The organism is Nocardia sp. NPDC088792 (genome assembly GCF_044750615.1).
Taxonomy (GTDB): domain Bacteria; phylum Actinomycetota; class Actinomycetes; order Mycobacteriales; family Mycobacteriaceae; genus Nocardia.
The window spans coordinates 75,526-89,599 of sequence record NZ_JBIVKC010000006.1 but is presented as its reverse complement, the minus strand read 5'-3'; the positions used below and the strand labels follow the sequence as shown (position 1 = coordinate 89,599).

Here is a 14,074-nt window from a genome sequence, read left to right as displayed (position 1 = left end):
CCGGTGTCGCTGCCGCGCAGCGTCACCGGATCGATGCCCGCGTCCTCCAGAGCCTCCCAGGCCGCCTCCAGGAACAGGCGCTGCTGTGGATCCATGGCCAGGGCGGCGCGCGGACCGATTCCGAAGAACCCGGCATCGAAATCGCCGGCCGCATCCAGGAATCCGCCCTCTCGGGTGTAGATGGTCCCCGGGGTATCCGGATCGGCGTCGAACAGGCGCTCGAGGTCCCAGCCGCGGTCGGTGGGCAGGGGGCCGACGGCGTCGCCGCCGGCCGCGACCAACTCCCAGAGCTGTGCCGGAGTTTCGACGCCGCCCGGAAAGCGGCAGCTCATGCCGACGATCGCGATCGGTTCGCCCGCACGGTCTTCCAGGTCCTGGATGTGCTTCTTGGCGGCGCGCAGGTCTCCGGTGAGCTTCCGCAGGTACCGGCTCAGTCGTTCTTCATTGCTGGTGCCGGGATTCGTCATGCTGGGCCGAACTCCTCGTCGATCAAATCCAAAAGCTCGCTGTCGGAACGGAATTCGAGATCATCGAACTCGCCGTCCGACCACTTGCCGGCCAGGTGGGCGCGCAGGCGCTCATTGACGCCCCGCAATCCGGCCACGGTCTCGTCGTTATCGCCACCGCTGGCGATGATGCGCTCGAGCAGGGCCTCGAGCTGTGCCATGTCACCGGGCGCCGCGGCCGGCACCGGATGTGCGGGTGCGGTCACCACGATGTGCGTCAGCAGGTAGTCGGCAGCGTCACCCGCGGTCGGGTAGTCGAACACCAGGGTCGACGGCAGCGACAGCCCGCTCGCCTTCGACAACCGGTTGCGGAGTTCGACGCCGCCGAGGGAATCGAGGCCGAGCTGGCTGAAACCGCGATCGGGTCCGATATCGTCGGCCGACCCGTAACCCAGTACCGCCGCCACGTTCTCCCGGACCAGGTCCAGGACGACCCCGCGGCGCTTCGGCTCGGCGACACCGGCCAGCCGTGCCGCGAGCGACAGTTCCTCCCGCGGCGCCGGGGCCGAGCGGCCGCGGCCGCGCACGAAGCCGTGCAGTACCGCCGGGATCGGGCCGGTATGCGCTTCCAGCCGCAGTTTGTCGGTGTCCAACCGCAAGAGCGCGGTCACCGGCTCGGCCGCGGTCAGCGCTTCGTCGAACAGGCGCAGGCCGTCGGCGCGGTCCAGCGGAGCGAGGCCCAGCCGGTCCAATCGGGCCAGGGCCGTGCGATCCAGCGCACCCGTCATGCCGATGTCCTGCTGCCACGGACCCCAGGCGAGAGACAGCGCCGGCAGCCCCGCGGCGCGGCGGTGCAGCGCGAGGGCGTCCAGGAAGCTGTTCGCGGCAGCGTAATTCGCCTGTCCGGCCGAGCCGATCATGCCGGCTATGGACGAGAACAGTACGAAGGCCGACAGTTTCAGGTCCCGGGTGAGCTCGTGCAGGTGCCAGGCCGCCTCGGCCTTGGGCGCGAACACTCGATCGACCTGGTCCGCGGTGAGCGCGTGGAAGGTGCCGTCATCGAGCACGCCCGCGGTGTGGACCACACCCGTGAGCGGGTACTCGGCGGGCAGGGTATCCAGCAACTCGCGCAGCGCATTGCGGTCGGTGACATCGCAGGCGGCGATGCGCACCTCGGCACCGGACTCGGCCAGTTCCGTGGCGAGTTCCGCGGCGCCGTCGGCCTGCTCGCCACGGCGGGACACCAGCAGCAGTCGCCGCACCTCGTGTGCGGCGACCAAATGCCGGGCCAGCAACGCACCCAAGCCCCCGGTGCCGCCGGTGATCAGCACGGTGCCCGACCCGAACGAGACCGGCTCGGCCACGGCCGAAGTCGACGTCTCCAGCCGTGGTACCAGGATGCGGTCGCCGCGCAGCGCCACCTGTGGCTCTCCGGTGGCGATCGCGGCCCGGATCAGATCCGGCGAAATCTCCTGTGCGCCAGCGGATTCGTCGGCATCGAGCAGCACGATCCGTCCCGGATATTCGGTCTGAGCGCTGCGTATCAGCCCCCAGACCGCGGCCGATGCGGGGTCGGGCGTCTCATCGGGCAGGGCCACCGCACGGCTGGTCCGCACCACCAGCTGCGACCGTGCGAATCGCTCGTCGGCCAAGCGGTCTCGCACCGCACGCAAGGCGGCATGTACGCGATCACCGGCTGTCTGCCGCGAACTATCCTGCAGTGCAGCCGTTTCGGACCAGACCTCGTAGTCCTGGACGGTCGACACGGAAGTGCGATCCGGCGTCTCGACCGCCGCCCAGCGCATTCCGTATCGCCTCGCCCGGCCACCGGGCAAGGTGGCGCGGAACTGCTGGACGTCGTAGGAGCGCATGGCCGCTTCGTCAATGGTCAGCACGGGGGTTCCGGCCGGATCGACGGCCACGACGGTGATCGACTCGGGACTGCGCTGGATGGCCATCACCCGCAGGGTGGTGACTGCCGCGGTGGTGTGGAATTGCGTTCCGCCCCACCGGAACATGAGCTTGCCCTCGGCGGGATCGCCCTGATGATCCGGCCAGATCAGACAGGCGATACCGGCGTGCATCACCAGGTCGAACAGGCCCGGATGCAGCTGGAACCGTCCGGCCGGGACGTCCGGGTTCAGGGTGACCTCGGAGAAGACCGTGTCACCGCTGCGCCAGGCGGCGTCGATGCCCAGGAACGACGGCCCGTACTCCAGTCCGGCGGCGCGGGCGATCTGCGCCGGAATCCAGTCGGTATCCACCGGTTCGGCGTCGACGGGCGGCCACGGCGCGGTGCGGAGCATGTCCACCAGGCCGATATCGATCAACTGCCGGCCGCTCAGCACGCCACTGGCATTGCGGGTCCATTCGCCGTCGGCGGCGTCACCCGCCAGGCGATAGTGGAAGGTGAACGAACGGCGTCCCGCGGAATCCGGTTCGTGCACCAGGACCTGGAGTTCGACCTCACCGACCGCCGGCGGCAGGATCGGCGTCTCGAGGATGAGTTCGTCCACCGCGCTGCAACCGATCCGGCGGCCCGCGACCAGCAGCATGTCCATGAGCGCGGCGCTCGGGACGAGGACGACGCCGTAGGTGGCGTGGTCGGCGATCCAGGGATGGGTGCGCAGCGCGAGCCGGCCGGTGAACAACCACTCGTCGCGGTCGGCCACCCGCACCACATCGGTGAGGATCGGATGCTCCGACGCCGCGTGCCGGGACTCCTCGGCGCTGGGTTCCAGCCAGTAGCGACGATGCTCGAAGGCATAGGTGGGCAAGGCGATTCGTGCCGCCGGGCGGGCGGTGAACAGTGGATTCCAGTCGACGGGCAGCCCGGCGGTGTGCGCCTGGCTCAGCACTGTCAGGAATTGCCCGACCTCGTCGTGGTCGCGGCGGGCCGCCGCGGCGACCATCGCTCGGGTCTCGATCTCCGCCGGTAGCGTGAGCCGCGTCAGCGCCGCCAGCACCGCGTCGGGTCCGATTTCGAGGAACCTGCGCACGCCCGAAGCGACCAGTGTTTCGATACCCGGTGCGAAACGCACCGCGGCCCGCACCTGCGCTGCCCAGTAGCCCGGGTGCAGGATCTCGTCACCGGCTATCCGGCCGGAGATGTTCGATACCAAGGGAATTCGCGGGGCGTTGTAGATCACCGCCGCCGCGAGGGTCTCGAATTCTGCCAGCATCGGTTCCATACGCGCCGAATGGAAGGCGTGCGAAACCCGCAGGCGATTCGTCTTGCGGCCCTGAGCGGTGAATTGCCGATCGATCTCGTCGATGGCGTCCTCAGCACCGGAGATCACCACGGCTCCCGGCGCGTTCACCGCCGCCAGCGACACCCGATCGTCGAATCCGGCTATCGCCGAGCCGATTTCGGTCTCGGACGCGGCGACCGCGAGCATTGCGCCGCCCGCCGGGAGCGCATCCATCAGCAGGCCGCGCGCCGCGACCAACCGGCAAGCGTCCGCCAGCGACCAGACACCGGCGACATACGCCGCCGCCAGCTCACCGACCGAGTGCCCGATCACCAGATCCGGGGCGAGTCCGAACGATTCCAGCAGGCGATACAGCGCCACTTCGAAGGCGAACAAGGCGGGCTGGGTCAGGCGTGTCCGATCCAGCAGCTGCCCCGTGAACATCGCTTGTTTCAAGGAACATTCGAGCAATGGATCGAATCCGGCGCACACCTCGTCCAGGGCCGCGGCGAAGACCGGGAACGCCGCGGCGAGGCCGGCGCCCATACCGGCGCGCTGCGCGCCCTGACCGGTGAACAGGAAGGCGGTCTTCCCGGAGCCCGCCGTGCCGGAAACCACTCCGGCCGAGCCGGATCCGGCGGCCAGCTTCGCCAGCTGTGCCAGCAGTTCGTCACGATCGGCGCCGAGTACCGCTGCCCGCCACTCGTGCTGCGCGCGCGTGGTGATCAGCGAGTACGCCACGTCCACCGGATCGGCTCCGGGGTTGCCGGTCAGCCACTCGTGCAGCTTCGCCGCCTGCGCCCGGAGCGCGGTCTCGCTCTTGGCCGATACCAGCCAGGGCGCGATGGGATGCGGCTGACCGCTGACCGGCCGCGCGGGGACCGGCTGCGCGGCGGGCGCTTCCTCGAGGATCAGGTGGGCATTGGTGCCGCTGACGCCGAACGAGGAGACACCGGCCCGGCGCACCGTCCGACCCGGCTGCCAGGGCTCGGGCCCGGTCAGCAGGCGCACCGCGCCCGCGGACCAATCCACATGCGGGGAAGGCGATTCCGCGTGCAGGGTCGGCGGCAAGGTCTCGTGCCGCAGCGCCTGCACCATCTTGATCACGCCACCGACACCGGCGGCCGCGACCGTGTGACCGATATTCGATTTGATCGATCCGATGCGCAGCGGCTCCCGATCCCCGCGATCCTGCCCGTAGGCGGCGATCAAGGCATTGGCTTCGATGGGATCGCCGAGCGGCGTACCGGTGCCGTGCGCCTCCACCGCGTCCACGTCGGCGGGCGTGAGGCCGGCATTCGCGAGGGCCTGCGCGATCACGCGCTCCTGCGACGGGCCGTTCGGCGCGGTCAGGCCATTGCTCGCGCCGTCCTGGTTCACCGCGCTGCCCCGCACCACGGCCAGGATGTCGTGGCCCAGCCGTTGCGCATCCGACAACCGCTCCAGGATCAGCACGCCCACGCCCTCGGCGAAGGCCACACCATCGGCGGTGGCGGAGAACGACTTACAACGGCCGTCCGGCGACAGACCACGCTGACGCGCGAAGTCCACGGAGAGGTAAGGAGTTGCCGCGACGGTGACGCCACCGGCCACGGCCAGCGACGTTTCGCCCTGGCGCAGGGCCTGACACGCAAGGTGCATGGCCACCAGCGACGACGAACAGGCGGTATCGATCGTGACCGCCGGTCCCTCGAGACCGAAGACGTAGGCCACGCGGCCGGAGACGACGCTATGGGTGGTGCCGGTCAGCCGGAAGCCCTCCAGATCGCCGGTGACCCGATCGACATACCCCGAGGCGCACGCGCCCGCGAACACGCCGGTATCGCTGCCCCGCAAGGTGATCGGATCGATGCCGGATTCCTCCAGCGCCTCCCACGAGGCCTCCAGCAGCAGGCGCTGCTGAGGATCCATCGCCAGGGCTTCGCGGGGACTGATGCCGAAGAATCCGGCATCGAAATCCGCGGCGTCGTCGAGGAATCCGCCGCCGCGGCTGTAGACGGTCCCGGGCTTGTCCGGGTCCTGGTCTATCAGGCGTGCCAGATCCCAGCCGCGATCATCCGGGAAGGCGGTGGTGGCATCGATACCCGACCGCACCAGATCCCAGAGTTGCTCCGGAGTCCGGACACCGCCGGGGAATCGGCAACTCATGCCGACGATCGCGATGGGCTCGTCCGCACGGACGCGGCGCGACTGCCGGGCCGGCTTGGCGCCGGTACTCGTGCCGTCGATCTTCGCGCGCAGGAGCGTGGCGACCGCCGCGGCGGTCGGGTGATCGAACACCAGCGTGGACGGCAGCTGGACGCCGGTCGCCTTCGCCAAGCGATTGCGGAATTCGACGCCGCCGAGCGAGTCGAAACCCAGTGCGTCGAAGCGCACTTCGGGGCTGATGTCCTCCGCGGAGCCGTGACCCAGCACCGCCGCCGCATGTTCGCGGACCAGATCGAGGACCATCTCGGCGCGTGCGGCCTCCGGTACCCCGCTGAGCCGGGTGCCGAGCGAACTCGGCGCGGCCACAGGGCGTTCCGCGGTGCGCGGCACGAACCCCCGGAGCACCGCGGGCACCGCACCGTCGCGCGATTCGCGCCGCAGGGCCGCCGCGTCGAAACCCATGGCCAGCACGTGCGCGCCGACCTCGGCGGTGGCGGTGTCGAACAGCCGGAGACCCTCGTCGTTGCCGAGCGGGTGCAGGCCGAGCCTTTCCCACCGGGCCACGGCGCTGCGGTCTAAGCCGCCGGTCATACCGGCGGCGGCATTCCACGGCCCCCAGGCCAGCGATACCGAGGCCAGCCCGGCGGCGCGGCGGCGGTGCGCCAGCGCGTCCAGGAAGGCGTTGGCGGCCGCGTAGTTGGCTTGTCCCGCCGTGCCGATCGTTGCCGCGACGGAGGAGAACAGGACGAAGGCCGACAGGTCACGATCGCGCGTGAGCTCGTGCAGATGCCATGCGGCCGTGGCCTTGGCGTCGAACACGCGCTGTAGTTGCGCGGGGGTCAGACCGGCCAGGGTGCCGTCATCGAGCACACCGGCCGCGTGCACCACGCCGGTCAGCGGATGATCGGCCGCGATCGAATCCAGCAAGGCGCAAAGCGCTGCTCGATCACTCACATCGCAGGAAGCCACACGAACCGCGGCACCGGCTTCCGAGAGCTCCGCCGCCAGTTCCGTAGCGCCGTCGGCGGTGTCGCCGCGCCGGGATACCAGCAGCAGACTGCGGACCCCATGTTCGGAGACCAGATGCCGGGCCACGAGAGCGCCCAGGCCGCCGGTGCCGCCGGTGATCAGTACGGTGCCGGTACCGAATGGCTTGTCCGGCGCGGCCTCATGCTCGATTCGCGCCTTGGCCAGTCTCGGCACGAGCAATGCCCCGTCACGCAGCGCGACCTGTGATTCGCCTGTCGTGATCACCGCGCCCACCAGCGTCGGGTGATCCATGGGCAGGGCAGCCGACAGGTCGGCGTCCAGGAGAACGAAGCGGCCCGGGTATTCGGATTGGGCGCTGCGCACCAGGCCCCAGACCGCTGCCGCGGCGAGATCCGGTGCCTCGCCCGGCAATCCGGCACCGTTGGCCGTCACCACGACAAGTCGAGTGTCGGCCAACCGGTCTTCCGCCAACCAGGCCTGGATCGTCGCCAAAAAGGTGTCGAGATGGGCACGAACGCCCGCCGGATCATCGGCATCGAGGTCCGGACGCCAGATCACGACATCCGGGACCGCCTCTGCCGCTGCGAGTTCCGCCGGAGTCGAAGCGAAGGTGTCGATTCCGGCGATCGGCGCCGAACCGAGGATGGCCATCCGACCCACACCGGGGACCGGTGCCATCGCCTGCGGCGTCCAATGGACCTCATAGAGGCCGGCGGCATCTCCCGCCAGCGTGGCGCGCATCTGTTTCACGTCGTAGGGCCGCATGACGACCGCGTCGACGGAGATCACGGGCCGTCCCGAAGCATCCACGGCCGCAACGGAGACCGTCTCGGAGCCGCTCGCCACGGCAATGACCCGCAGGGTGGTTGCCTTGACCAGCGGCTGATGTAGTCGCGCTCCGCCCCAGCGGAACAGCAATCGGCCGGTGTCGGTATCGCTGTCCTGCTCGTGCCAGACGAGGCCCGCCAATCCGGCGTGCATGACCAGGTCGAGCAGGGCGGGATGCAGGTCGAATCGCTCGGGCGCGGGGGCGGCCGCGGTGTCCAAGGTGAGCTCGGAGAAGACGGTGTCACCGCGCTGCCAGGCGGCGTCGACGCCGAGGAAGGCCGGTCCGTATTCGAGTCCGGAGCCCTTCGCGATCCGCTCGGGAATCCATGCGGGGTCGAGGGTTTCGGCGTCGGCCGGGGGCCATTCCTCGGCCCGCAGCCGGTCCAGCAGCGTGTCGTTGCCGTCCCAGGCCGGGGCCAGGACGCCGCTGGCATTGCGGACCCAGGCGCCCGCCTCAGCCGTCTTGCGGAAGTAGAAGCTGAACAGACGCCGTCCGGTTTCGTCGGGCTCCTGTACCGATACCTGGAGTTCGACCTCATCGTCCGCGGACGGCAGGATCGGCGCTTCGAGGGTCAGCTCCTCGACTACGCCGCAACCGATTCGGCCGCCCGCGACGAGCAGGAACTCGATGAGGGTCGCGCTCGGCAGCACCACGGTGCCGTAGGTCATGTGGTCGGCGACCCACGGGTCGGTCGGCAGCGAGAACCGGCCGGTGAAGACGAACTCGTCCTTACCGGCCACCGGCACCACGCCGGTCAGCAGGGGGTGACCGAGCGCGTCGCCCGTGGCTTCGGGGCGCGGCGGTAGCCAGAAGCGCTGGTGCTGGAAGGCGTACGTGGGCAAGGGAACTCGCACCGATGGGTGGCGGAGCAGCGGCGTCCAATCGACGCGCACCCCGGCCGTATGGGCCTGCGCCAGCATCGTCAGGAACTGCTGGGGCTCATCGTGATCCCGGCGCGCGGCCGCGGCCACCAGCGTCTGTGATTCGAGGTCCTGCGGCAGGGTCTGGCGAGTCATGGCCGCCAGCACCGCATCCGGCCCGACCTCCAGGAATCGGCGCACGCCCGAGGCGGCGAGCGTTTCGAGGCCCGGCGCGAATCGCACCGCGGCCCGAACCTGGCGGACCCAGTAGGCGGGTTCGAGTATTTCGTCTCCGGCGAGTTCGCCGGAAACGTTCGATACCACCGGGATGCTGAGCCGGTTGTACATCAAGTCCTGTGCGACAGCATCGAATTCGGCCAGCATCGGCTCCATCCGATGCGAGTGGAAGGCATGACTCACCCGCAGCCGCGAGGTCTTCCGGCCACGCTCGGCGAAGTGCGCCTCGAGCTCGGCGACCGCGTCCTCGTCACCCGAAATCACCAGGGCTTCAGAGGCGTTCACCGCGGCAACCGACACCCGGCCGGAATAGGCGGCCACCACCTCGAGCACATCGGTTCCCGAGGCTCCGATGGCAAGCATTGCGCCGCCCTCGGGCAAGGCGCCCATGAGCCGGCCGCGCGCCGCCACCAGACGGCAGGCATCCTCGAGTGACCAGAGGCCCGCGAGGTGAGCGGCCGTGACTTCGCCGATCGAATGACCGATCAGCACGTCCGGTGTGACGCCGAAGGATTCCAGCAGGCGGTAGAGCGCCACCTCGAAGGCGAACAGGGCCGGTTGGGTGAACTCGGTCCGATCCAGCACCGGGGCATCGGAATCTCCGCCGGTGAACATGAGCTGCCGAAGCGAGCAGTCCAACAGCGGATCGAACGTGTCGCACACCGCATCCAGGGCGTCGGCGAATACGGGGAACGCCTCGTACAACCCGGCGCCCATGCCGATCCGCTGCGCGCCTTGGCCGGTGAACAGGAAGGCCGTCGTCCCGGCACCGGTAGAGCCGGTGATGACGCCGGTGCCGGTGCCCGATTCGGCGAGACTCGCCAGCCGCTCGAGCAGCTCGTCGCGGTCGCGGCCGAGGATCACACCGCGCGTATCCAGCTGTGCCCGCGAGGTCGCCAGCGCGCCGGCCGCCTCCGCGAGGTCGATCTCGGGCCGGTCCGACAACCAGCTGTGCAGTCGGGCGGCCTGCGCGCGCAGGCCTGCTTCGCCCTTGCCCGACAGCAGCAATGGGGTGACCGGCACGGTGATATCCGCGCGCGGCTCGGTCGCCGCCACCGGTTCGGCCGGTGCTTCCTCGAGGATCACGTGCGCATTGGTGCCGCTGATCCCGAACGACGACACACCGGCGCGGCGCACTCGCTCGCCCGCGATCCACTCTTCGGGCTCGGTCAGCAGACGCACCGCGCCCGCGGACCAATCCACATGCGGCGTCGGCATTTCGGCGTGCAGCGTGCGCGGCAGTCGCTCGTGCCGCAGCGCCTGCACCATCTTGATCACGCCGGCGACACCGGCGGCGGCCACGGCGTGGCCGATATTCGATTTCAGGGACCCGATCCGCAAGGGCGACCGCTCACCGCGACCCTGACCGTAAGCGGCGATCAAGGCCTGGGCCTCGATCGGATCGCCCAGGGCGGTGCCGGTTCCGTGCGCCTCCACGGCATCCACGTCACCGGCGGTGATCCCCGCATTGGCGAGGGCCTGCGTGATCACCCGTTCCTGCGACGGGCCGTTCGGCGCGGTCAGGCCATTGCTCGCGCCGTCCTGGTTCACGGCGCTGCCACGCACGACGGCCAGAATGTTGTGGCCGAGCCGCTGCGCGTCCGAAAGCCGTTCGAGCACGAGCACACCCGAGCCCTCCGACCACGCCACACCGTCGGCGGCGGCCGAGAACGCCTTGCTACGACCGTCCGGTGACAGGCCGCGCTGGCGGGAGAAGTCCACGTACAGCGCCGGACTCGCCGCGACGGACACACCGCCGGCGAGGACCAGCGAGCTGTCACCCTGGCGCAGTGCCTGGCACGCCAGATGCAAGGCCACCAGCGAGGACGAGCACGCCGTATCCACCGTCACGGCGGGGCCTTCCAGGCCGAACACGTACGCGACGCGGCCGGAGATGACGCTGTGCGAGGTGCCGGTCAGCCGGAAGCCCTCCAGATCACCGGTCACCCGGCCGGAGTATCCCGACGAACAGGCGCCGGCGAAAACGCCGGTATCGCTGCCCCGCAAGGACATCGGGTCGATGCCCGCGTCTTCCAGGGCTTCCCAGGCGGTTTCGAGCAGCAGGCGCTGCTGCGGATCCATCGCCGACGCCTCGCGCGGGCTGATACCGAAGAAGCCCGGGTCGAAATCGCCCGCATTGCTGAGAAATCCGCCGTGACGGGTGTAGACCTTCCCCGGTTTATCCGGGTCCGGGTCGAAGAGCTTGTCCAGATCCCAGCCGCGGTCCGTCGGGAATTCGCTGATCGCGTCCCGGCCGGCGGCCACCAGGTCCCACAGGTCCGCGGCGGATTGCACACCGCCGGGGAATCGGGCGCTCATGCCGACGATGGCGATCGGTTCGTCCGATGAGGTGCGGCGCGAGACCCGCCGCTGCCCGCGGTCCGTTCCCGCGACCTGCGCGCGCAGCACCGCCGCGATCGCAGCGGCGGTCGGATGATCGAAGATGAGTGTATTCGGCAGCGGCACACCGGTGGCCCGCAGCAGCCGGTTCCGTAGTTCGACCCCGCTGACGGAGTCGAAGCCGAACTCGGTGAACGGCAGGTCGGGCTGAATCGAGCGGGCAGACTCGTGGCCCAAGATCGCGGCGGCATGCTCGCGGACGAGGTCGAGAACCACTGTGTCGCGCTGATATTCGGGGGTGATCAGCAGCTTGCGCGCCAACGGGGTGTCGTCCCATGCGCCGGGCCCGGAGACCTGATCGTCGGAGATCTGTTCCTCGGTTACAGCGACAATGTCGGTGGCACGGGCGAAGTCGGCGGCAGTGACGCCGGTCCAGAAGTTCTGGCGCTCGAAAGCGTATGGCGGCAGGTCGACCCGCGTGCCGCCTGCGACCAGCGCCCGCGGATCCACCTCGATACCGGCGCAATGCGCTTGCGCGAGCGAGGCCAGGAATCGGGCCGGGCCGCCGTCGCCACGGCGCAACGATCCGACCACGGCGATGTGCTCGGCCATGCCGGCCGCTTCGGCGGTGGCGCCGATGCCCATGGCAAGCACCGGATGCGGGCCCACCTCGACGAATCCGGTAATGCCGTCCGCGATCAGGGCCGCGACGGCTTCTGCGAAGCGCACGGGCTCGCGCAGGGAGCGATACCAGTACCGCGCGTCCAGGGTCGCGGTATCGGCGAAGTCGGCGGTCACGGTGGAGAAGAACGGAATCGGCGCCGAGCGCGGCCGCACCGGCGCCAGCTCGGTCAGCAGCCGATCACGCACCAGCTCGGTCACTTTCGAGTGTCCCGGCCAGGTGGCGGGCACCGGGCGCGCCCACACCCCGTCCGCGGCACAGGCGGCCACGAACTCCGTCAGCGCCGCGCTCTCACCGGACACCACCGTCTGCGCGGGGCTGTTGATCGCGGCCAGCGACAAACGATCTCCGAAGGGCGCCAGCCGTTCCCGCACGGCCTCGGCGGACAACCCGACCGCGGCCATACCGCCCTTGTCGGCGAGCACCTCCGCCCCGGCCCGGGACCGCAGCGCGATGATGCGAGCGCCGTCCGCCACGGACAGCGCTCCGATGGTCACGGCCGCGGCCACCTCGCCCTGCGAATGGCCGACGACGACACTCGGTTCCACGCCCTGCGCACGCCACAGCCGAGCCATCGACACCATGACCGCGAACAACACCGGCTGCACCACATCGACGCGATCCAGCGGCGGCGCGTCCGCCGCGCGGCGCAGCACCGCCGTCAGCGACCAGTCCAAGTAGGGCGCCAGCGCCGCTTCACATTCCGCGATCGACTCCGCGAACACCGCGCTCGAATCCAGCAATCCGAGCGCCATTCCCTCCCACTGGCCGCCCTGGCCGGGGAAGACGAACGCGATCCGCCGCTGCTCGGCCCGTGCGAGAGCCGGCTCGATCGCGACCGCGGGCCCGGCCGGATCGGCCAGCGCCGCCAGCCCGGCCAGCAGCTCCTCCCGATCCCGCCCGACAACAGCGCCCCGCCACTCCATCCGGGCCCGCGTCGCCAGCAGCGAGTACGCCACATCGGCCGGCTCCTGCTCCGGATGGCCGAGCAGCCACTCGCGCAGGCGCGCCGCCTGCGCGCGCACCCCGCTCTCGCTGCGCGCAGATACCACCCATGGCACCGCGGCGGCCGTGCCCGGGGCCTCACTATCCGCGGTGGGTGCGAGGGCGGGCGCCTCTTCCACGATCACGTGGGCGTTCGTTCCGCCCATGCCGAAGGACGACACGCCTGCTCGGCGCACGTCGGCCGGGGGCCAGTTCTCGGTGCCGGTCACCACCCGTAAGCCCAAGTCCGTGAGTGGGATTCGAGGGTTGGGTGTTTCGAAGTTGAGGCTGGCCACCAGTTCCCGGCGACTCAGGCCGAGGACGGTTTTGATGAGACCGGCAATGCCGGAGGCGCCTTCCAGGTGGCCGATATTCGTCTTGACCGAGCCGACGGCCAGCGGCGTATCCCGTTGCACACCGTAGGTTTCGCCGAGCGCGGCGGCCTCCACCGGATCGCCGGCGGGGGTTCCGGTGCCGTGCAATTCGACATACTGCACCGAGCTCGCTTCGACGCCCGCCGCGGTCAGCGCGGTGCGGATGGCCGCCGCCTGCGCGGCCGGGCTCGGGGCGCTCAGTACCCGGCGCTCGTTGCCGGTGTTGACCGCGCTGCCGCGGATCACGGCATGGATCCGGTCGCCGTCGGCGATGGCTTGGTCGAGGGGTTTCAGCACCACGATGCCGCCGCCCTCGCCGCGCACGAAGCCGTCGGCTCGCGCGTCGAAGGTGTAGCAACCGCCGAGTGCCGAACGCGCGCCGAACTGTTCGATCCGCTCGCTGCTGGTCGGTGACAGAATCAGGTTCAGGCCACCGGCCAGCGCGATGTCGCTCTCGCCGCTGCGCAGGCTCTCGCAGGCCAGGTGCACCGCGACCAGCGAGGAGGCCTGGGCGCTGTCGACCAGGATGCTCGGGCCGCTGAAGCCGAAGTAGTTCGAGACGCGGTTGGCGATGATGCCGCGGCCGACACCCCACAGCGAGTGCCGGCTGACGCCCGGGCCGCCCCGGGAGGCCAGGATCTCGGCGAAATCGCTTCCGGTGCAACCGAGGAACACGCCGCATTGCCGGGCCTCGCGCGCGGTGGCGGCCAGGCCCGCGTCCTCGAGCGCCTCCCAGCTCAATTCCAGTGCCAGCAGTTGCTGCGGATCGATGGCCCGCGCCTCATTGGGCGAGACGCCGAAGAAGCCGGCGTCGAACTGCCCTGCGGTGTCGACGAATCCGGCCTGTTCGGTAATGCCGGTCCGTCCGGCGGGAGCGTTGCCGATCTCGGCGCGCCCCGCCCTGAGTAACTGCCAGAAACCGTCGAGATCGTCCGCGCCCGGCATTCTGCAGGACATGCCGACAATGGCGACGGAGAAAGCCGATCCGGTCAC

General features: G+C 70.1%; 2 protein-coding genes (1 of these 2 cut by a window edge). Both read right to left on the bottom strand.

What is annotated here, in order from left to right:
- Positions 1-467 carry the start of an SDR family NAD(P)-dependent oxidoreductase gene (locus ACIP5Y_RS36730; protein ID WP_400357030.1) on the bottom strand. 15,193 nt of this gene lie to the left of the window's left edge, so only the first 467 of its 15,660 coding nucleotides appear in the window; its start codon is at positions 465-467; its stop codon lies off the left edge, out of view.
- Positions 464-14,074, bottom strand: a complete 13,611-nt coding sequence (locus tag ACIP5Y_RS36725; RefSeq protein ID WP_400357029.1) for a type I polyketide synthase — start codon at positions 14,072-14,074, stop codon at positions 464-466. Before ACIP5Y_RS36725 ends, ACIP5Y_RS36730 begins: the two co-directional genes overlap by 4 nt.